The 19,789-nt window shown below is 57.7% G+C and carries 23 protein-coding genes; 9 read left to right on the forward strand and 14 right to left on the reverse strand.

Annotated features, from left to right (window positions below):
- Positions 1-13: 13 nt before the first annotated feature.
- Genes ACQZ5H_RS25730 through ACQZ5H_RS25765 form a run of 8 tightly spaced genes read right to left on the reverse strand, consistent with a single transcriptional unit; the run spans position 14 to position 7,171 of the window.
- Positions 14-1,042, reverse strand: a complete 1,029-nt coding sequence (locus ACQZ5H_RS25730; RefSeq protein WP_449099337.1) for a type IV secretion system protein — start codon at positions 1,040-1,042, stop codon at positions 14-16.
- Between the two features lie 4 nt (positions 1,043-1,046).
- Positions 1,047-1,283 (reverse strand): hypothetical protein, encoded by a 237-nt coding sequence (locus ACQZ5H_RS25735; RefSeq protein ID WP_449099338.1) that lies wholly within the window; start codon positions 1,281-1,283, stop codon positions 1,047-1,049.
- Entirely contained in the window at positions 1,276-1,974 is a 699-nt protein-coding gene (locus tag ACQZ5H_RS25740) for a type IV secretion system protein (protein WP_449099339.1), read from the reverse strand. The genes ACQZ5H_RS25735 and ACQZ5H_RS25740 overlap by 8 nt, the downstream gene beginning before the upstream one ends.
- Before the next feature lie 14 nt (positions 1,975-1,988).
- Positions 1,989-3,080, reverse strand: coding sequence for a lytic transglycosylase domain-containing protein (locus tag ACQZ5H_RS25745; RefSeq protein WP_449099340.1), 1,092 nt, complete (start codon positions 3,078-3,080; stop codon positions 1,989-1,991).
- On the reverse strand, positions 3,077-5,536 hold the full coding sequence (locus ACQZ5H_RS25750; protein WP_449099341.1) for a VirB4 family type IV secretion/conjugal transfer ATPase: 2,460 nt from the start codon (positions 5,534-5,536) through the stop codon (positions 3,077-3,079). The genes ACQZ5H_RS25745 and ACQZ5H_RS25750 overlap by 4 nt, the downstream gene beginning before the upstream one ends.
- 3 nt (positions 5,537-5,539) lie before the next feature.
- The gene (locus tag ACQZ5H_RS25755; RefSeq protein ID WP_081950740.1) at positions 5,540-5,839 is read right to left on the reverse strand and encodes a VirB3 family type IV secretion system protein; all 300 of its coding nucleotides are present in this window, start codon (positions 5,837-5,839) and stop codon (positions 5,540-5,542) included.
- The gene (locus ACQZ5H_RS25760; protein ID WP_449099342.1) at positions 5,839-6,186 is read right to left on the reverse strand and encodes a TrbC/VirB2 family protein; all 348 of its coding nucleotides are present in this window, start codon (positions 6,184-6,186) and stop codon (positions 5,839-5,841) included. The genes ACQZ5H_RS25755 and ACQZ5H_RS25760 overlap by 1 nt, the downstream gene beginning before the upstream one ends.
- A gap of 10 nt (positions 6,187-6,196) precedes the next feature.
- Positions 6,197-7,171: a lytic transglycosylase domain-containing protein gene (locus ACQZ5H_RS25765; RefSeq protein WP_449099343.1), complete on the reverse strand. Its 975-nt coding sequence runs from the start codon at positions 7,169-7,171 to the stop codon at positions 6,197-6,199.
- 159 nt (positions 7,172-7,330) lie between these two features.
- Between ACQZ5H_RS25765 and ACQZ5H_RS25770 the strand changes: the two genes are divergently transcribed.
- The 6 genes from ACQZ5H_RS25770 (at position 7,331) to ACQZ5H_RS25795 (ending at position 10,599) form a co-directional block, all read left to right on the forward strand.
- The gene (locus ACQZ5H_RS25770) at positions 7,331-7,939 is read left to right on the forward strand and encodes a hypothetical protein (protein WP_449099344.1); all 609 of its coding nucleotides are present in this window, start codon (positions 7,331-7,333) and stop codon (positions 7,937-7,939) included.
- The gene (locus ACQZ5H_RS25775) at positions 7,936-8,472 is read left to right on the forward strand and encodes a thermonuclease family protein (protein ID WP_449099345.1); all 537 of its coding nucleotides are present in this window, start codon (positions 7,936-7,938) and stop codon (positions 8,470-8,472) included. Before ACQZ5H_RS25770 ends, ACQZ5H_RS25775 begins: the two co-directional genes overlap by 4 nt.
- Positions 8,469-9,173, forward strand: coding sequence for a thermonuclease family protein (locus tag ACQZ5H_RS25780; RefSeq protein WP_449099346.1), 705 nt, complete (start codon positions 8,469-8,471; stop codon positions 9,171-9,173). Before ACQZ5H_RS25775 ends, ACQZ5H_RS25780 begins: the two co-directional genes overlap by 4 nt.
- Positions 9,174-9,227: 54 nt before the next feature.
- On the forward strand, positions 9,228-9,431 hold the full coding sequence (locus ACQZ5H_RS25785) for a hypothetical protein (RefSeq protein ID WP_449099347.1): 204 nt from the start codon (positions 9,228-9,230) through the stop codon (positions 9,429-9,431).
- A 148-nt stretch (positions 9,432-9,579) separates the two neighbouring features.
- On the forward strand, positions 9,580-10,167 hold the full coding sequence (locus tag ACQZ5H_RS25790) for a hypothetical protein (RefSeq protein ID WP_449099348.1): 588 nt from the start codon (positions 9,580-9,582) through the stop codon (positions 10,165-10,167).
- Between the two features lie 9 nt (positions 10,168-10,176).
- Positions 10,177-10,599 (forward strand): hypothetical protein, encoded by a 423-nt coding sequence (locus ACQZ5H_RS25795; protein ID WP_449099349.1) that lies wholly within the window; start codon positions 10,177-10,179, stop codon positions 10,597-10,599.
- 26 nt (positions 10,600-10,625) lie between these two features.
- On the opposite strand, the gene ACQZ5H_RS25800 is transcribed toward ACQZ5H_RS25795, so the two are convergent.
- Together ACQZ5H_RS25800 and ACQZ5H_RS25805 are read right to left on the reverse strand one after the other, a co-directional pair.
- Positions 10,626-10,907, reverse strand: a complete 282-nt coding sequence (locus ACQZ5H_RS25800) for a hypothetical protein (RefSeq protein ID WP_230175186.1) — start codon at positions 10,905-10,907, stop codon at positions 10,626-10,628.
- A gap of 304 nt (positions 10,908-11,211) precedes the next feature.
- Positions 11,212-12,360, reverse strand: coding sequence for a tyrosine-type recombinase/integrase (locus ACQZ5H_RS25805; RefSeq protein ID WP_449099350.1), 1,149 nt, complete (start codon positions 12,358-12,360; stop codon positions 11,212-11,214).
- Between the two features lie 427 nt (positions 12,361-12,787).
- Between ACQZ5H_RS25805 and ACQZ5H_RS25810 the strand changes: the two genes are divergently transcribed.
- Complete coding sequence (locus tag ACQZ5H_RS25810) at positions 12,788-13,840, forward strand: IS110 family RNA-guided transposase (protein WP_449099351.1); 1,053 nt, start codon at positions 12,788-12,790, stop codon at positions 13,838-13,840.
- 323 nt (positions 13,841-14,163) lie between these two features.
- Here ACQZ5H_RS25810 and ACQZ5H_RS25815 read toward each other — a convergent pair whose 3' ends face one another.
- Genes ACQZ5H_RS25815 through otnK form a run of 4 tightly spaced genes read right to left on the reverse strand, consistent with a single transcriptional unit; the run spans position 14,164 to position 17,732 of the window.
- Positions 14,164-14,856, reverse strand: a complete 693-nt coding sequence (locus ACQZ5H_RS25815) for an aspartate/glutamate racemase family protein (protein WP_449099352.1) — start codon at positions 14,854-14,856, stop codon at positions 14,164-14,166.
- A gap of 22 nt (positions 14,857-14,878) precedes the next feature.
- Positions 14,879-15,775, reverse strand: a complete 897-nt coding sequence (locus tag ACQZ5H_RS25820) for an NAD(P)-dependent oxidoreductase (protein ID WP_449099353.1) — start codon at positions 15,773-15,775, stop codon at positions 14,879-14,881.
- A 39-nt stretch (positions 15,776-15,814) separates the two neighbouring features.
- Positions 15,815-16,456 carry a 3-oxo-tetronate 4-phosphate decarboxylase gene (gene otnC / locus ACQZ5H_RS25825; protein WP_449099354.1) on the reverse strand — a complete coding sequence of 214 codons (642 nt, stop codon included), beginning with the start codon at positions 16,454-16,456 and terminating at the stop codon, positions 15,815-15,817.
- A gap of 1 nt (position 16,457) precedes the next feature.
- On the reverse strand, positions 16,458-17,732 hold the full coding sequence (otnK, locus tag ACQZ5H_RS25830) for a 3-oxo-tetronate kinase (RefSeq protein WP_449099355.1): 1,275 nt from the start codon (positions 17,730-17,732) through the stop codon (positions 16,458-16,460).
- Between the two features lie 192 nt (positions 17,733-17,924).
- On the opposite strand from otnK, the gene ltnD reads away from it, so the two are divergent.
- Positions 17,925-18,842 (forward strand): L-threonate dehydrogenase, encoded by a 918-nt coding sequence (gene ltnD, locus ACQZ5H_RS25835; RefSeq protein WP_449099356.1) that lies wholly within the window; start codon positions 17,925-17,927, stop codon positions 18,840-18,842.
- Positions 18,843-18,846: 4 nt separating this feature from the next.
- Entirely contained in the window at positions 18,847-19,623 is a 777-nt protein-coding gene (otnI, locus tag ACQZ5H_RS25840) for a 2-oxo-tetronate isomerase (protein ID WP_449099357.1), read from the forward strand.
- Positions 19,624-19,789: the final 166 nt, after the last annotated feature.

The following is a 19,789-nucleotide window of genomic DNA, read 5'->3' on the forward strand; positions in this document are numbered from 1 at the left end:
CGCCACCAGTCGCCTAGTTGGGCAGACTGTTGTTGGTAATTCTGTTTTGCATCGCTTCTGCTGCACCGGCGTTTTGGATGTTTTCCCTCATGCCGGCATGGGTTCTGGCGCGTGCGGCCATTCCTAATTCTCCAGCCCTTCCGGCTACAGCACGTGTCGCGGTCAAAGCTCGTGCCGGCAGTGCAACCCCGGTCGCGTAGCCAACCGATCGAGCGATCTGACCAACGCCCGTTGCCACGCCCCCGGTAATTCCCTGGGCGAGCGTTTGAATGTTGAAGAGGACAAAAGCGCCAGCCGCGCAGATCAGGACGAAAGCCGAGATATCGTCTAGCTGGATCTCGTTCGCGGATGCTGCCGCTGCGACCTTCTGCAGTTCAGCGTCCATGGTCGTGATGAGAAAGGCGGCGACGACGTAAACGAAGAGCGGAATGATCGCGTACGTCAAAACCTGCTGGAACCAAGCCATTCCGTACTGGCGTGTGGAATCAAACAATAGGCAGGCGATAAAGATCGGTGCAGTGCCAAGCAGCACCCACATCATCACCTTCGCAAGCACGAGGATGGCAAGCGCAACGGCAATGAACAGCCCAACCGCCAGCATGATCAGGAACCCTACAAGGCCCGGGAGAATGGCGAAGTAGCCTGACTGCTCCGCGAATGCTGCTGCTGCCTCATTCGCCGTCTCCCAAATCATGGAGAGGCCGTCTGTCGGCTCAGTTATCCCGGTACTGCTAGCCGTCAGGAGCGCCCGCCCCACGTCTTCCGGCGTGTTGTTCAGCCAGTCGTAAAAGAAGAGTTGGAAGTTGCCCCACTGATCAATGAAGGCGACGATAAGCATCATCCGCACGACCCGGCCGACGATCTCGCCGACGCTCACTCGCGCGGTCCCCATGACGAGTTGAAGTCCGTAATAGGCGACGTAGGCAATAAGCATGATCGTCAGCAAGGGCATGATCTCGTCGCCAACGACCTCATAAGCCCGCTCCGAGAAATTCCGCCCTGCATCTTCAAGAGCCTCAAGCAGGCCGCCTAGAAAGTTCATGGGGTCACTGCTCTCCGCTTGCAGCGAAAGCGTCGATCGCCGCCAGCGCTGCTGATGGGTTGCCATTCACGCTGGTCATTGGGCCACACTCCTGTCGCGGATCCTCGGCGTAGGATGTGAGGTTTGCCGGCCTCTTGCATGGTGCAGTCTTCTCCTTCGGAGCACCGGCGCAGCCGGTTACGCTGGCAGCAACCAGAACGGAGAGGAGCACAAAGCCTTTCACTCGAAATGTCTTATTCACCGTAGGTCAGCGCCTTCTTGGTATTGGAGATGTCGACAAGGCGGCGCTGATTTTGAGCCTGCAAGGAGCCGACGGTCCCATTCATCACGCCAATCATTTCGTTGATCGTCAGGCCGGTTTGAACCTGCAGCTGCGTGTTCTGATCGATGGACCCTTTGATGTCTTGGGCCTGGCCGATCTGCTGACCTGCCTGCTGGAATGCCTGTGTTCGCGACTGAACGGCCTGTTGCGAGCCGTTTACTAGGGCAGCAACTCCAAGGACGGTCTTCATCATCTCTTCGTAGGACTTGTCGCCGGAGAACGTGCTGTCCGCCTTGCCAGACAAGTTCTTTACCAGCTGAAGACCGTTGATGAAGGTGGTGGCAATCTGGCCGATATCACCGCCCATGCTGCCGAAGTTCGGGACTCCGCCCTGCATGAGGCTGTCGAGTGACGGCATCTGAGAAACGCTGAACCCCTGACCAACGGCGAGGTTTTGCATGGGATTGGAAACGCTCCCGCGATCCCCCGTGACGGCTTTAAGCGTCTCTTCTACCGTCTTCAGAACCTCCTTGTTCGTATCCAGGATCTGATCAGTCGTCTGAGAGGTTTCCGTTGCAATCTTCAGGTTGGCGCTATCGATCACGGGAACCTGTGCATGCGCGGTAGACGCCATCGCTAGCGAAAACGCAGTCAGAAATGCTCTTTTCATGGCCGTTCTCCTTGTCATTCGGCGCTCAACATCAACTTCATGTCAGCCTCTGGTTCGAGTTTTCGAACGCAGGCCTGTTCCTCCGGATTCCACTCAAGCTGCAGTTCCTTGTCGCAGAGGTCAGCTACCTCGCGATCGTCTTCCTTCTCGTCTCGCTTGTAGTCGCTGGACCGCGAAGACCCCGAGAGCCCGCCTAGATCGAGTGCATTTTGAGAATTCATAAGCTCCGCCATCGTTGTTCCGAGGCGGATGACCTGGTTCATCATCTCGAGGTTCGCATTGCGTGCTCCGGAATTATGGTCCCAGCTGTCTTGGACCGTGCCGCTTTCCATCTGGCCGAGTTGCTGAAGCCATGACGCGACGTTCCCGCTGTTTTCGGAAATCGACTGGCTGGTTGCCATTGAGTTGATCGTTGCGTCGCGCGCACCTGAAAAGCCCGACGTGCCTCCGCCGAAGTTTTCGGGGATGTTCGACACATCGGAGCCTCCGAACTGAGGCATCCACTTGCCTTTGATCGCGGCTACATACCCCTGCGTTTCCTTGAACGGAGGGATGCCGCCATACTTTCGAACGTTGCCTGGCCCCGCGTTGTATGCCGCTAGGGCGAGGTTGGTATTGCCGTTGAAGGTACGGAGCTGCTGCTTCAGGTAGCGTGCGCCGCCGCGGAGGTTATCCTCGATATCGTGAGGGTTCACGCCAAGATCCTTGGCTGTGCCCGGCATCAGCTGCGACAAGCCCATGGCGCCGACAGGCGACTTTGCGCAGGGATTGAACCGGCTCTCCTGGTAGACGAGAGACATGAAGAGGGTTTCGTCTACCCCTTCCTCACGCGCCACTCGCTTCACGAGCCCGACAATCTCCGGATTGGCTTGTGCTGCCGAGGGGGCGTCACCTCCGCGCCCCGGCCGGTACATCGAGCAGGTGACGCTCTTGCTCACGGAGTGCCGGCGACTGTCTGTTTCTTCGATCTGCTTCGTCGTTTCATTGCGCACTGCATCGGTTGAAGTGAGGGCGCCATCCGTAACAGGAACCTGCGAGGAGGCGGGGGGCGCTGTTCCCCAAGCCAAGGCTGCAACCAGCAGCAGCGGAGTCCGACTGTTCCTCATTCGGCCTTCTCCCATCCGCAGAATTTCGCCAACCAGTTTTCGGGTTCGTCTCCGTACTGCTCGCGAAGTGCTGCGCACTCCTCGATCGTCTCCTTGCGTCCTGAAAGCACCTTCACGAGATCCGGCATTGTCGACAGATCGAGACGCGCAATGACAGAGTCGTTGCCATGCTTAATCAGGAAGGTTCTCTTTTCAGGAGGCGTGTTCTTGATGAACTTGAACTCCTTCACCGTCAGGCCGAAGCGCTTGATGTAGCTCTCTTCGTCAGCCCGTGGGTTCGGGAAGTGGATGTTGGTCGCCGATTGCTCAATGAGCGTGTGCGACGCTTTGGATTTGGTAATGTCAGCGGCCGACTGCGTACCAAAGCCCACGATGCCGTTGAGCTTTCGGATCGTCTTCATCTTGTCGACGATGAAGGCGCTGAAAGTGTCATCCATCAGCAGCTGCCAGCCTTCATCCATGAAGAACATGACGGGGTTACCGTCCAGCAGCTCGTCCAGCCGATGGTAAAGATACATCAGCGCAGGGGTTCTTAGCTCCTCGTTTCCGAGGATGTTGGTCATATCAAAGCCAAAAACGCTGTGACCCGAGAAGGACAGGACGTCATGGGGCGCGTTAAACAGCCAGGCTTTTTCGCCTTCGATCCAAGGCCGAAGCCGCGAGTATAGATCGTTGGCATCGGCCTTGGACCTTCCCATCAAGAGGCCGGCAAGATTCGGGAGGTTCCGCTGAGCTGCCGGCTCCTGCATGATCCGGACGATTGCCTTTTCCAGCGTGTCCTCGTCCTCTTGCGTGAAGTCGGTGCGACGATCGCCGCGCAGCATGGCCTTGAGCAGACGGACCAGAAATTCTCGGTTCTCGCCGGTGTTTTCCAGTTGCAGCGGGTTAAAGCCCGTGGGCGTTCCCGGAGACAGAACCTCGTAGGCACCGCCGATCGCCCTGACGAAGATCTCAGCCCCCCGGTCCTTGTCGAAGAACACGGCGCGAGGCGTGGGTGAAACCCGCATCGCTTGAGCCAGCAGGAAGGTCAAACCTACGGTCTTGCCGGATCCTGTCGGACCAGTCACCGTGAAGTGCCCGATATCGCGACGGTGGAAGTTGAACCAGTAGGGGGTTTGTGAGGTCGTTTCCAGAATGGTGATCGGCAGGCCCCAATGGGTGCGATCCGCTTGTCCAGTCGCGAAATTATGCATCGAGGAAAGGCCGGAGAAGTTGGCGCTCGACAGCATAGCGATACGGGAGATGTAGGAGCGGTTTCCCGGCAGCTGCGCCCAGAACGCCGCTTCAAGATTGAGATCTTCCCGGAGCCAGTTGATGTTCATGTCGGTGAGGCAAGCGCCAAGTTCCGACACGCAACGGCTTAATCCGTCGAGGTCCCGCGAAATGCACAGAAGCGAAAAATGATGGAAGCCGAATACAGCCTCCTGATTGAGGAGGCTGTTCAAAGCATAGTCGATGTCGGATTCGACCGAGCTACCTGCTTCGTCGGAGGCCTTGATTTGGCGTTGAAGGCGACTGATCCGCTCTTGTGCGATCGGCTTGTCTGCAAGGGTGAAGGACTGCGTCAGGATGAACTCGTGGTTCACCTGCAGCAACCCATCCAGCATGCCGGGACCAGTGAATGGAGGATATTCTTTGATCGAGAGTAGAGCGGCATAGCGGCTATCTTCTTCCACCGCCGCTCGTGCCTGCATCGTCCGCTTTGAAAAGTGAAGCCGTGAAGTGCCGACGTAATTGCGAATTCCCATGCGCGGAAGCCGCATCTTTCGCGGCACACCGCAGGTCAGGATCGTGTTGAAGAACTCGCAGGGCTCCGAATACGGATCGCCCTTAGCCTCTTCTCCATCGATGTCCTTTTTCGCGGTATCGTCCGATTTCTTGCGATACGTAATGCCAAGCGGCTTTGCGCCGTACTTGTGCAACTCTTTCACGATGTTCCCAACCAGCTCTTCGAGGTCGGTCACGTCTTCACGGGTCGCTTGGGACCTGGCCTCCTTGTTCGAGCGTTCAAAGATCCGCTTCAGCAAGTCGCCGAGGCCAAGCGCCCCTTTCATGCCCGAACGCACGATCGTCAGGTAGATTTCGTTCGTGAACATCCGCTTCTTGCGAAGTTGGTCCATATAGCGGTCGTTCAGGATCTCGCAGAAGGAGGAATCGAACGAACCGCCAATTTCGGTCTCGACCTCACGACGGATTACAGTCGACCAAAGAGAATAGCGGCTCGAACCTAGAGCTCGGATCATGGTGTTCTGCACAACAGAACGCATGTTTAATTCGGCCTGGTCCTCCGTCTGGAAGAACAGTCCATCAAGCTTGATGACGCTGATCAGGGTTCCATTCTCGAGCCCGATGACCGTGTCAGACACATGCCGCATATAGGGGATGTGAACGGACATAGGCCGCTCGTTGCCGGCGACCTTCCCAAACCCAAGCTCTTCCTTGACGACTTTCAGCATCTACTATGGTCCGTATGAGTTGGTGCCCCAAAAGCGTTTGTTGGGGGTCCTTGGCGTCTTGCGGGACGTGACCTGCAGGACGTCGAGAATCTTGCTGTCCCAGGCACAAAGCGAGAAAAGGACAAGATAGGCGGCTGGCGCGATCAGCAGTGCCGCCAGATGGTTCGTCACCAGCCACCCAATGATTGTCACGCCGATGATCAGGACGACCGCCATGTAGGGCACGCCCCATAGCGTCGGAGAACGAGTCAAGCCGATCACCAAGGGCGTCAAAGCTGGCTTCTCGTCCTGAAAATCGCTCATCAGCCGCCGCCTACCGACGAAATCATCTGGTCAACGATGGCAGGGGCGCCGAACACGAGACCGATGCCAATGACGACGGCTCCGGCCGTGAACCACGAAAGCCTGCCGGCAAAGGCAAGGAAGCCGAGGCCAATCACTGCGATGATTGCCATCAGACGTCCGAAGGGGCCGGTGATGAAGTCAACGATCATCTGCACGGCTGTCTGAAGGGGGGCGAATGCACCGCCGCCGCCACCGCTAGCCTGTGCAAGCGCTTGATCAGCGCCTGCAACCTGCAGGGCTGCCACCAAGCCAATGACAGCTACTGCCTTCCATGCCCCGGAATGCCGGGAAACGACGTTCTTCATAGGTCTCTCCTTAAAAATGCATCACGCCGCCGACGAACTTGCCGGTCTTCTCCACAGCGATGACTCCGGCATCGCTGGTGTTCTTTGCCGCCATGTCTCGGACGATCCCGCTCGCCTTCCGTTTGCCGGTTGGCATCGGTAGGCCAAGCTGGAAATTCACGACCTTTGCGACATAGCCGACGGTTTCTTGGAATGGCGGAACGCCGCCATATTCGTAGATGCGACCCTCCCCGCTGTTGTAAGCGGCTGCGACCAGAAGCGGGTTCTGAAACTCGTCGAGCAGGAAGCGCAGGTACTTGATCCCGCCCTCGATGTTTTGAGCGGGATCGCAACTGTCCTGAACACCGAAGCGAGCCGCCGTTTCGGGGATAAGCTGCATCGGTCCGCGTGCGCCTTTCGGTGAATTGCGGATCTCGTCGAAGCGGCTTTCGGCCCAGGCAATCGCAACCGCGAAGCCCTCATCGACGCTGTATCGGCGCGCAATGGATGCAACCAGAGCTTTAATTTCATCAGGTGATAGGGGCGACGGCCCGCACTCTTCAACGGGAGTTCCTGTCCCTAGATTTTCGGGGGCATTACTAGATGGAGTATCTAGAGTGGGAGTTTGGGCAGGCTCAATGCGGCCCGTGGCGCGCTCCGAGACATCAAAATACGCGCTAACAGACGCATCAATCTGATGCCTTTTGGCACTCGCGTCGTTTGACGCCGTTGCGCCCAATACTTCAGCTCCACCCTTCGTGACAACACCGTTTGCACCAAGGACAAATTCCTTCTCTGATGTCTCGACACCGCTCCAGCGATCTTCGAAGTTCGTGACAAGAGATTCCTCTTTGATTGTCACAGAACCTTTGTAATCGCTGGAAATACGTCCTGTTGTGGCTAGGTCTTGTGACGCAGCAGTATTGGCCGCGAGCAGCACGGATAATGCTGCGCTAGTCAGGGTTCGCGGGCCTAGATACCCTGCATAGACAGTGTTTTTATCCATCGCACCCGCCCGTCAAACGGTGTTGTGATCGCCACGAAAACCGACTAAAGTTAATGCACATATGATACCGATTTGATGCACACTTACAAGTTTTCTGATCGGTGTTAAACCCTATTTTGCAGGGTCAACAATCGGACTCAGGATGGTTAGGGCTAGATTATGAAACAGGCCATCATTCCCGCGCTTCTAAGTTGCGCATTTGCAACACAAGCGCTTGCCGCTCCTGCGGTGAACAAGGACTACATCAGGTCGCTGGCGGCGCCGGGCAAGACGGTTCTTGTCGTCGAGTATTACGACGGGACCGGCAAAGTCGCTGATCGCAAAGGTTACGCCACTGCCAATGGCTTCAAGGCTATTTCGGCGACTGAGTTTCGCGTCGATGAATCGACAACGTTGCATCTGTATGGCGTTCAGCCCTGCAACGGCGATCTGGTCAATCGCGCGGAGGACTATTCCGGGACTTGCGAGGAGTTTGGTACGCAGCAGCTGCAAACGATGCTGCAAAGCCCCAAGGTTCTGTTCTGTAGGGCCTTCATCAGCGAGCAGACTGCCCCCGTTCAGGATGTCACTTGCCACGGCTACTATAACTATCCTGGAGCAATGGACACGGTTGATAATCTTGAGGAGCAGCTTCTGTCGTTGGGAGCGGTTCGCCTGACTAAGAAAGCCGATGGTTCATTCGAACGTCCTGATCTCACGGAAGCTCAGGAAATCGGCCAGAAGGGTTCCTACGGCATGTGGGCAGATCCTCGGGTGAAGGCGCAATGAAGCTTGCTGCTGCACTCGTCGCGACTCTACTGCCCTTTGCAGCCAATGCCGCACCTGAAGGGTACTTTGATCTTGCTCCCGGCATTACCTTGGAAACGGGGGACACCTGGATCTCGAACGGAGAACGGTTTCGTCTCTATGGCATCCAGTCCTGCTTGCGCGGCACTGCCTACACGGATGGTCAGGGCAATAAGAAGGATTGCGGCGAGGTATCGCTTGCGATGTTGGCTGCCTACATCAAGGACACCAAACCGATCTGTGCCCCCGTGGCGAAGCTTAACGGCATCTCATATGTCGTTTGTTACGCCACGGTTGGCAGTCAAAGGCTCGACCTTGCGCAGATCATGGTGACAAGCGGCTATGCATTCGCTGCCTTGAAGACCGATGGTCTCCCTTATCATGCCCCCTACGCCATAGCCGAGCAGCTTGCTCAGCAAAAGAAGGCCGGCCTTTGGCAATTCTCCGACGTTCAGCATCCTTCCATCCTGCTTAGTCGTGAGGCGAACCAGCGATCGAGGAGCGCCCAGCCATGAGAAACCGCCTTATCCTTTTTATCGCCGCAAGCTCTTTGGCCTTGCCGGCGTTCGCCGCCGATCCGATCTATCAGAACTGGCACGCCCTACGCGGTCAGGCTGCGCCTCCAGTTGTTGCTGCTGTTCGGTTGCCGACGTTCAAAGGCCCGGTAACCGTTCTTGACGGCCGCACGCTATGGTTCGGCACGCTTGGCAATGGCTATAAAGTACGGTTGGCTGGCATCGACACCTGTGAGCTTCCTCAATGGGCCTTGAACCCAAAGTGGACCAACCGGGAGAAGCAACAGGCTCCTGCCCCCGTTCCATGCGGTCCCTTCGCCAAGGCCTGGCTGAAAAGGACTGTCGGAAACAGACCTACGACTTGCGTCAGTCTGGCCTACGCGAACGATGGGATACCCGTCGCACAATGCACGACTAACGGTGTGGATCTCGCCGCCGAAATGCTGCGGGTCGGTTGGGCTCGTCTCGATTCCCCTTACATCAACGCCCAATATTACGCCTATCAGACCAACGCGATGGCCGCGCGGTATGGGATGTGGGGAACCTACGTGTTGGACATGAACGAATGGCGCCGCAAAGCCGTCGACAAGACGCTAGATCGGCATCCGATCGCGGACTTCAATCTATTGGCCGAAAGGAAAAGCGAGATCTCTCCTACTTTTGCTGATGCGCGAAACAAGCCGAAGAGGACAGACCGATAGCTACCAGACCTCGCACATATTGCGACCTCTCTCGCAACGGATCCCCTGGCTGGCTTGCTGCTTGCCATCTCCCTCTCGATCGCCCTCATAATCCCGGCGCAGAGACTGTGGTGGATCCACGCGCTACTAGCGACCTTCCTTCTCTTCCTGTCGCTGGCTTTCCACGACAAGCGTCACTTGTCCTCCGACAGCTACCTGGTCGGGCTCTTCGCCTTCGCTGCGGATTCTCAGGATATTCCCAACCAGCCACTGCTCTAACGCATCGGCATTTCCTGGTTTGCGTGCTTCGCATTGATCTCGGCCGTCATCTACGCTGCAGGCGAACGCATCCAACACAGGACTCCGCTCGAAAGACCTTTTTCCGAGCCGGCAATTTCAGCAGCATTGATCAAGAGGGACGCCTGATATGAAACCAGTGTTTTTTGCCGTAGCCGGTCTCGCGGCGCTTGCCATCTCTCCAGCATCTGCCAAGGCCGAGGATGCCTCATGGGGTTGCCAGATTCTATTGTGCGCAGCCTCACAAAGCCCCTCCTGGCATGGCGTCCCCTACTGCGTTCCCCCGATGAAAAGGCTCATATCAGCTATGGCGAAGCCCGGCTTCTCCTGGCCGATCTGCCATGAAGCAAAAGCCGGAAAGCCGGGCTACGAACCTTACGAGGAATGCCCTGCCGGCATGACCGCCGTTTCCTCCCGCACCGATGGAGATCGGTCGTTCTTGGGCCGAGACGACAAGGATCAGTGCACGAAAACCGTCAACCAGTGCAGCAACCGTGCCGCGTTCCGTACCCAATTTGGTGACAGCCAAGAAAACGAGCGCAAAGGTGTCACGATCCGGCAGATCAACCAGAACAACGACAATGATGTTTTCAACCGAGACAATGGCTGCATGGTGCAGATCACTCAGCCCCGCTCTCGCCGCGCGGATCCTTATTATTTCGACATTCCGAACGATAAGGGCGTCAAGCAGCGTGCTTGGTTCAACCTGAATGACTGAGTGGGTGACATGAACACCAACATTCTCATTGTGGCAGCAGCCGGTATCGGCATTCTCGCCGGTGCAGGAGGTACTTATCTCATCATTCCGGAGCCAGAGCCGGTTGTTCGGGCTCCTACTGACGCGGAGATCGCGGCCCTCATCGCAGCCAATCCCTCGTTGATTCCCGAACCTCCGGCTCCTGTGCTTGAGACACCGACAGAGGAGGAAGCCCTTGCCGCATACCGCAAGGCTTATGCCCGGAACCCTCTGAGGACCGGCCGCGGTGAAGCCGATGTAACCCTTGCCTTGGGAGAGTGTGACGAGAACGCCAGCGGTCCAGGCGTATCATGCGTTGCGGCCATCAAGAGGAATGCAAACGCAGCTCCTCTCGATCGCGTCATTGGATTTGCCAAGTCTGCATCCGGCGAATGGGTTGCCACCAACTACTGATTTCAGGGCCAGATGCCTGTTTATCATCAATGCCCGGACAGTGAGATGGGGCCTGAAAGAAGAAGCTCCATTTCCTCAAGGCTTAGGCTCCCCTTGGAGGCAATCAGATACCCTGCTACGTAAAGCAGCTTCTGATCTCTCTCATCCGGATCTGACGGCGCGTGCCTGATGATTTCCATACGTGCCTCCGCCTCCTGATCCATGTCAGCGCCGCCCATGCCGCTGAGGACTGCCAGGTAAGCCGCCCGGTGACGTTCGACCTTCACGGACAATGGCTCGTCTGGCTGCAGCTCAAGCTTTTCTGTCATCTTTCCCACTCCACAAGCGCAAGCGATCACTCCTTGACCTCCCGAAATCGAAGGGAGGGCAGGAGCCCCGCTCCTGCTCCCGAGCTCGTGCGGAACAGCTGGAGAGAGGGGGACAAGCGCTAAACCGGAGGGGGATCACCCACCCGGAGGGCCGAGACGGATTTCATGGAAATGCGGCCGGTGCTGCAGGCCGCAGGCCGAAGCATGGGGAGACCGGTTTAGTGCTTGTGGGGGAGAGAGGGCAGAGCGCCTTTCTCCCCTCTCAGTGGGTCGAATAAAGTCGCCTTTCGGCCGATACCGGACATCAGAGGAGCCTTGTTGCCCGGCCGCTTCTCCTTGTAGCGCTATTGTAATAGCTCGATGCTTGTTGAACGGAGCGATGTCTTGACTGCTCCATGGCTTCGGGTAGGGGGATACCGCGATTGGCGGCCTCCGTCAGATAACCCGATCGCAAACCGTGCGCAGAAAACTCCCCAGGCTCGAGCCCGGCCAGCGCCGCCCGCTGCTTGACGATCGCATTGACCGCACTCGGCTCCAGCGCCCGCTTGGAAACATTGCCCCAGCGATCGATCTTCCGAAAGATACTCCCGCCTTCAATACTCGCAGCCGCAAGCCAGGCATTGAGCGCATCTACGGGTCGGCCCGTCAGATATACAACCTCGTCGTCGTCCGAGCCTGACGTCTTGGTGCGACCCAGATGAATGGCGAGAGAGGGGAGGGGAGGAGCGCCCTCGACGGTGATCGGCGGCTCGACTGTCAGTTGCTCTTTCCGCAGACCAGCAATCTCGCTGCGGCGGCGACCACCAGACGCAAACGCCACCATCAGGATGGCCCGGTCACGGACATTGCGCAGGCTGTCGGTGCAGCAGGTGGCGAGCATCTTGGCGAGAACATCGCCGGTCACCGCCTTGGCGCTCTTGCGTTTCCTTGGCCGCGGTGTCGCGCGGACGGCTAGGCGTATCGCCGATTTTAGCGAAGGGGAGGAGAAGACGCCGATCAGCCCACGCCATTTCGTCAGCGTCGACCAGCTGGCAAGCCGCCGGCGCACCGTGTCGGGCGCATGCGGTCCGGAAGATCGAAGGAAGCGTTGCTCGCGCAGGCTTTGCTCGACATCTGCCGGCATGCCGTGTTGAGGATCGATGTCGCGCTGTTCGGGCTGCCAGAGGTGGTGGGCGACGAATTTCAGCAGCAGTGCTTCAGGCGCGGGCCAGGGGAGGGATTCGCCGGTCGCTTCGAGAGACCAGGCCTGGAGATAGGCGAGGTCGGAGGTGAGCGCGCGCAGCGTGTTTACTCCCATGCCCTCATTGACCAGATGGCGCAGCGTTTCGACATCCTGGTCGGTCAGCAGTTCGGCCAGTTCGTCGCGCCGGTCGATCGGCAGGACGCTGGCAATGGTGTCGAGTTCGTCGGCGCGGCGATCGACTGCGGTCTTGGAAATGGACGGTTTGGCCACAGAGAAACTCCGGATCGGCGGCTTTTAACGGCCGAGCGGCCGTGGGATTTACCGGATTCTTTCTGATTTGCGACTCGAGATCAATCACCTCCGATAAGAGGTACTTATCAGAGGCTTTTTCTTGAAAATTTCTCCAACAATCTGGCTCGGCTGTGCAATCTGGCCAGCATCCATCCGCTGTCCGATCAGCTTATGCAGCTCAGGCAATAGTGCAGCGTCTTTGGCCGCATCGTCAGGCCACACGCTGCGATATGGCATGCTCGACCGATCCACTGACAGAACCCCGCACGCCCGACGCTGGCTCACCCCGTGCTGCACGCAGACATGAGCCAAAGCATCCCGCTTCACATCGGGCCTCACCATTAATGGGATGGTGCGCCTCTTCCTCCTGCCGCATCATGAGGCGGTCAAACCAAAGGAGGTTGCCATGCCTAAACGCAATGTGCCGCGTCCCGCGGCGGTCTACGGGATTGATATTGGGAAGAACATCTTCCACGTCGTGGCGTTGGGCAGCGACGGTACGGTCGTCCAACGGCTTCGGTTCCGACGGGACACGTTGCTTCAGTTCTTCCAGCGGGCAGAACCCGCGACTGTGGGGATGGAATCTTGCGCAGGATCTCAATGGATTGCGAGGAAGATCCAGGCGCTCGGGCACAAGGTACGGCTGATCCCAGCCCAGTTTGTGAAGCCTTACGTTAAGTCGAACAAGAGTGATATCATCGACGCGGAGGCCATAGCTGAGGCCGCAACGCGACCAACGATGCGATTTGCTGCGCTCAAAACTGAGGAACAGGCCGAGCTTCAGGCCTTGCACCGGGTGCGTGACCAGATGATCGGCACACGAACGCGCTTGATCAACCAGATGCGGGCGTTCTGCCTCGAGTATGGTGTCGAGCTGCGGCAGGGTGCAGGTCTGTTCAAGCTTGACCTGCCTGAGGCCCTCAACGATCCGACAAACGATCTATCGCCGGCAATGCGCAAACTGCTCGGCGAGCTGTTTGACGATCTGCGTCAGTTGGAAAAGCGGATTGCTGATGTCACACGCGAGATCGAAGCCATCGCTGATCGAGAGGATGTTGCACGACGGCTGATGACAATCCCCGGAATCGGATCTCTCGGCGCAACAGCACTGCTTGCTGCTATTGGAAACGGGAAACAGTTCCAGAAAGCGCGTGATCTAGCCGCTTGGCTCGGTCTTGTACCGCGAGAATACTCGACCGGAGGGAAGCAGAAGCTTCTCGGAATTAGCAAGCGAGGCAACCGATATGTCCGTAAATTGCTGATCCATGGTGCGCGATCTTGCTTTCGACACCTCGACCGAACAAAAGATCGACTGGGAAGCTGGCTGGATGGTCTCCAAGCCCGAATGCACCCGAACAAAGCTGTTGTCGCACTTGCCGCCAAAATGGCTCGGATCGTCTGGGTTGTCCTGACCAAGCCGGGAGCGCTCTACGAACGCAGAGACCCTGCATGCACCTGACGCTCTGGGTTCGATTGCAAGGCTCGCGAATAGTGACGACGAAACAGTGGATCAACATGCCGTAAGCCCTGTGCAAAAAAGCGGGCTTCGTGCCCGGACCATTTATTGGGAACGGCGTGTGCGGATCTCATCATGGCCTGGCTGCAACCGCAGCTCACTCGCGAGAGGCCGGATACATTTATGCAACTGGAATCGTCATTTACGATCTCGCGGACCCTTGCACGGACGAGGCGGACCATACATTTTTTGAAGCGACATCCTTCAGGATCGCATTGTCCAGCATGGCTTCCGCCAAGAGCTTCTTCAGCTTGGCGTTCTCGTCCTCAAGCGCCTTCAGCTTGCGGGCAATATACGGTTCCTTGGGCGGCTAATCTCTTTGATATGAAAGACATCCCGGTATCAATACTGTTCAATACAGGGATGTCGGATGTCTGTGCACCCTTGGCAAACACGCGCGCCATGGAGGCCTGAGCCAGAACGATAACGTCGGATTGCGAAACCAGCGCACGATAGCCCTCGAGCACGAGGGCGTCGTGTCCCTCGCGGTCACCGGCCGTCAGCCTTTCAAAGGCGCCGGGGCAAAGATGATCCTTGACTGCCACCTGGCTGCCTCCTTCGCGGGCCACCTTCTCGATCAGGCGCCTGGTCGGACCAAGCGTGGTCGGCAATGTCGCCAGAACACCGATCCGCCGGCCAAGGCTCACCGCATCCCAGGCCATACCCTCATCGATTCTGAACAACTTGGCGCCGCAAAGCTGGCCTATGGTGTCAACAGCTTCGCCCAGCGTCGAACATGTCACGACAATCGAATCCGCTCCGGCGTCTTCCAGCGAAAAGATCATTTGTGCCAGGCGCTGCCTGGTCTTGTCGGACAGGACGCCGGTTTTTACCGTATTCTGCAGCAAGCTCTCGTCGGCGGCATGGAATCTTTCCCACGCCGGGAGATATTTCTGCTGAAGGGAGTCGAATGTCGTCGTCAACGCAGGCACTGTATGAAGAAAGGCCATCATTGGCATGATTTTGCAGCTCCAGAATGCGTCATGACTTAAGGCCGCTGCGCTCGGCGACATAGTCGACCAGGAAGGGAACATAATCTTCGGGGCCGTTGCCGCCGTCGCTGATGGCGCCTGCGAAGACATTCTTGACGGCGCTCGCAATCAAGGTCTGCATTTGCGCGTCGTTGGCCATGTTTTCCGCGTATCGCAGATCCTTGTAGGCATTTGCGAGCGTGAAGCGGTGTGCTGTCTTGTCGCCGGTCAGCGAGTAGGCGATGAAGGTTTGGTAGAAACCGCAATCCATGCGCCCGCCGCGAATGACGCCGTCGAATTTTTCCGCCGGAATGCCGGACTTGCGCGCTAGAACGAAGGCCTCCGCAAACAGGGCGCCCATGCCAAGCGAGATAAAATTGTTGACTAGCTTCATGCGATGACCGTCACCGACGCCTCCGATGTGGACAATTTTGCCTGCCCAGGTCTCGATGACCGGCTTCACCCGTTCGAAGGTTTCAGGATCTGCGCCGACCATGCAATCCAGCGTCCCGGCCCAGGCTTCCTTCGGTGTGCGACTCAGCGGCGCATCGATGAACTTGATCCCTTGTGCAGCAAGGTCGTGCGCGATTTTGACCGTAATTGTCGGATCGCTGGTCGAGCAGTCGACAATCACCGTTTCGGCCTTCAGGCCGCTTTTCATCCTCTCAACGGCAGCCGCAACTTCACTGGAGCTTGTCAGGCACAAGAAGATAATCGTCGAACGCTCTGCCAGTTCCGGTAGCGACGAGGCTTCAGCCGCGCCGCGGCTCACGAGATCATCGACCGCTTCCCGGCGCCGATGCGCGATAACGGTCAGCGGGTAGCCTTTTTCAACGATATTCTTTGCCATTCCGTGGCCCATCAGACCGACGCCGACAAAGCCCACGGTTTCATTGTTCGCTGACATGTATCCTCCCTTTCGACTGGATCTTTTCAGGCCGCCCTCTCAGGGGAGGCTGAAACGCTTTTTTAGGTCGGCGACCTGCTCTGGTGTCAGGATGCGCTTGGCGTGATGTTGTAGCATGAGGAAAAGCTTGGCTGTCTCTTCAAGTTCCTCGGTGGCGTATTGAGCGTTGGCAAGGCTGGTGCCCGCTACCACCGGACCGTGATTGGCGAGCAGCATCGCGTGATGCCGACCGGCAAGCTTCCTGACCTCTTCGGCAAGGGCAATGTCTCCGGGCGCGAAATATGGCACCAGTGGCAGCTTGCCGACACGCATCACGTAATAGGCCGTAAGCGGCGGCAGTACGTCGTCAGGATCGACATCGGCAATGATGCTGACGGCTGTCGAATGACTGGAATGCAAATGCACGACAGCCTGCGCGTCGCCACGCTGGCTATACATCGAAAAATGCAGAAACGATTCCTTGGTCGGGGCATCGCCGGACACGAAATGTCCCGCCGCATCGAAAAGCGACAGCCGCGCCGGGTCCAGCGCGCCCATTGAGGCGTTGGTTGGTGTCATCAACCATCCACCGTCCGCGAGGCGTACGGAAATGTTGCCGGTCGACCCGGATGTCAGTCCACGCTCGAAAAGCGACAATCCTGTCCGGCAAATTTCCTCGCGTACCCTATTGATGTCGCTCATGTCACTGTTCCGTAGATAGAAGCGCCCAGGACTTCAGGAAAAAATCGGGCGCTCCAAAATTTCCCGATTTGAGCGCGAGCACAAGATCTGGTCCTGTGATCGACCGGGTCCACGGCACGCCCGGATCGATTTCCGGACCGATTTCAAGCATCGTCACGCCAAGCGACTGTATCACCGCGCCAGAGGTTTCGCCGCCGGCTATGATAAACTGGCGAAAGCCGCGTTGCTGCAAAAGCGCTGCCGTCTCGGCCAATGTTTCCTCGATCACGGCACCCGATTCGAAGCGACCCAGTTCGCCGTGAATGGAAGCGAGCTCTTCCGGGTCCGCGCTGGAATAGATCAACGGCGGCAGGCTGCCTTGCTGCGCCAGAGCCCATTGCATCAGGCTTTCGGGCGTCTGGCGCCCGTTTCTTACGTCGCGAATGTCAAGCTTGATAGCCGGCGCGCCGGCAGCCTTCGCAGTGGCGATTTGCTGGCGTGTCGCCTGCGAGCAGGAGCCCGCCAGAACGATTTGCCGTCCGGCAGGCGCCGGCATTGAAGTGGGAGCGGTTCGCGCTGGCAGCTTGCCCGCCTTGCGGAAATTCTCAGGCAGACCCATTGCGATACCCGACCCGCCGCTCAAGAGACGTGTCGAGCCGAGCGCCGCTCCGATGGTGCGCAAATCCTGATCCGTGATCGCATCGACGATAACGGCGGCAAAACCGTCTTTGCGTCGCGCATCGATCGCCGCCTTGATCGCTTCCGGCCCTTTCGAAACCACGATCCAGTCGACGAGGCCGACCGTGCCGTTCATCTGCCGCTTGAGCACGTTGACAAGATTGGCGTCGCGCATCGGGGTCAGGGGATGATCCTTCATCGGACTTTCGGAGAGCAGCTGGTCGCCGACAAACAGCCGGCCCTTGTAAATGGTGCGGCCAGCGGCCGGAAAGGCAGGGCACGCGATCGTCGCCGTCTCTCCCAGGAGATCTTGCAGCACTTCGATGACCTGACCGATGTTTCCCTCATCGATTGAATCGAAAGTGGAGCAATATTTGAACAAAATCTGTTCGGCGCCGGCGTCGAGAAGCATTTGAGCCGACTTCCGCGATGCGCCCGTCGCCTCATCGACCGGACAAGTCCGCGATTTCAACGCAACGACGATCGCGTCCGCTTCCGGCAGCGCTGTCATATCGCTCGGCACGCCGATGCATTGGAAAGTCCTCATGCCTTCGCGCGAAAGCATCAGGCAGAGGTCTGTTGCGCCCGTCACGTCGTCTGCAACTGCACCTAACAGCATAATTGTATCCTTATAAACAAGAGGATGTACAGATCGCGACAAAACGACATGACATTTCGAATTTCGCTTGCATTGGCGGTTCCGGTTGAGTTACCAGTTTCAGTGGCAACGCTGTCATAAGCGCTCTAAAAGGAATTAACAAGCAATAATTGCGGTTACGCCGGGGCGGGGACACATTAACGAGGAGCTGGCATGGACAAAAAAACGATCGACAAGCTTGCGGTAATCGGCTTGGGCTCGATGGGCATGGGTGTCGCGCTCTCCCTGCTTCAAAATGGCTTCACCGTATCGGGCTATGACGTTAACCCATCCGCGACGGCGCAGTTTGTCAGCCACGGCGGCAAGGGCGCGACATCGCCGGCCAAGGCGGCACGCGATGCCGATGCACTCATCACGGTGGTGGTCAATGCCGCACAGACGCAAGCGGTGCTTTTCGGAGATGGCGGTGCTGCGGAAACGCTGCCGAAAGGAAGTGTGATCCTGTCCCTGGCGACAATGCCGCCGCAGGCCGCCAAAGAGATTGCGCTCAAGGTGCAAGATGCCGGTTATCATTTCATCGACGCCCCAATGAGCGGCGGCAGCGTGCGTGCAGCACAGGGCGAACTCACGCTCATGGCCTCGGGTCCATCGGCGGCGTTCGACAGATGCGAGACCGCCCTTAACGCCATTGCCCAGAAGGTCTATCGTCTCGGAGAGGAACCCGGCATCGGCTCTTCTTTCAAGATTGTCAATCAGTTGCTGGCAGGCGTGCACATCGCTGCGGCCTGTGAGGCGGTTGCTTTCGCCAAGGCGCTCGGGCTTGATATCGCCAAGGTCTACGATGTTATTACCGCATCGGCGGGCAATTCGTGGATGTTTGAAAACCGTGTGCCGCACATCATTGCCGGCGACTATACACCCCACAGCTCGGTCAACATCTTCACCAAGGATCTCGGTATCGTCTCGGATCTCGGTCGCAGCCTGAATTTCCCGCTGCCGGTCGCCTCCACGGCGCTTCAGATGTTCATCATGACGGCCGCATCCGGAATGGGTCATGATGATGACTCCTCTGTTGCACGCCTATTGGCCAACATCGCCGGCCTCGAGCTGCCATCTGCCGCAAAGGATTGAACTTATGGCAAGATTGGCTGCAAACCTTTCAATGATGTACAAGGAACATGACTTCCTGCAACGTTTTGCGGCTGCTCGGGCTGCCGGGTTCGGGGCTGTTGAATTCCTGTTTCCGTATGATTATCCGGTCTCGGTGATTGCAGATTCGCTGCAGCAAAACGGGTTGGAGCCGGCGCTTTTCAACCTGCCGCCCGGCAATTGGGACAGCGGTGACCGTGGCCTGGCAGCATTGCACGGCGCCGACGAAACCTTTCGCAAGTCCGTAGCCCTTGCGCTCGAATATGCGGCTGCAACCGGTGTTCGCAAACTGCATATGATGGCCGGAATTGCAGACAGATCAGTTTCAGCGACGCGCGCGAAATACCGCGATGCGCTTGATTACGCCGCCGAAGCTGCAGGGAGTGCCGGCATCGAAATCATGATCGAGCCCATCAATTCGCGCGACATGCCGGGTTATTTTCTCAATGATTTCAACTTTGCGGCCGACATCATCGGCAGCTTTGGCCACGCTAACGTCAAGCTTCAATATGACATCTACCATCGTCAGATTATCCACGGCGACGTCATCATGGGGTTGCGGCAGTTCATGCCCATTGTCGGGCATGTGCAGATTGCCTCGGTGCCCGAACGTCACGAGCCGTTGACCGGAGAATTGGACGACAGGCGTATTCTCGGCGAACTGGATCGGCTCGGCTATCACGGCTATGTCGGCTGCGAATATAATCCGGCCGGAGAAACGGATGCCGGGCTTACGTGGATTTCAGAATTATCCGGCAAGTGACCGGTCTCACCGGACTGCTTGCCGATGGTATTTTCCCTAAAAGGACGGAGCGCTTCAACCACCTTCCCCAAGTAAATTAGGCCGCATCTTCCCCGCGGCCTTTTTTGTTCTCTGGCGTGTGAAATGCCACCTGGAGATGCGGCGACAGATATTTAACGTACTGACT

The sequence above is a fragment of the Rhizobium sp. 21-4511-3d genome, from assembly GCF_053522545.1.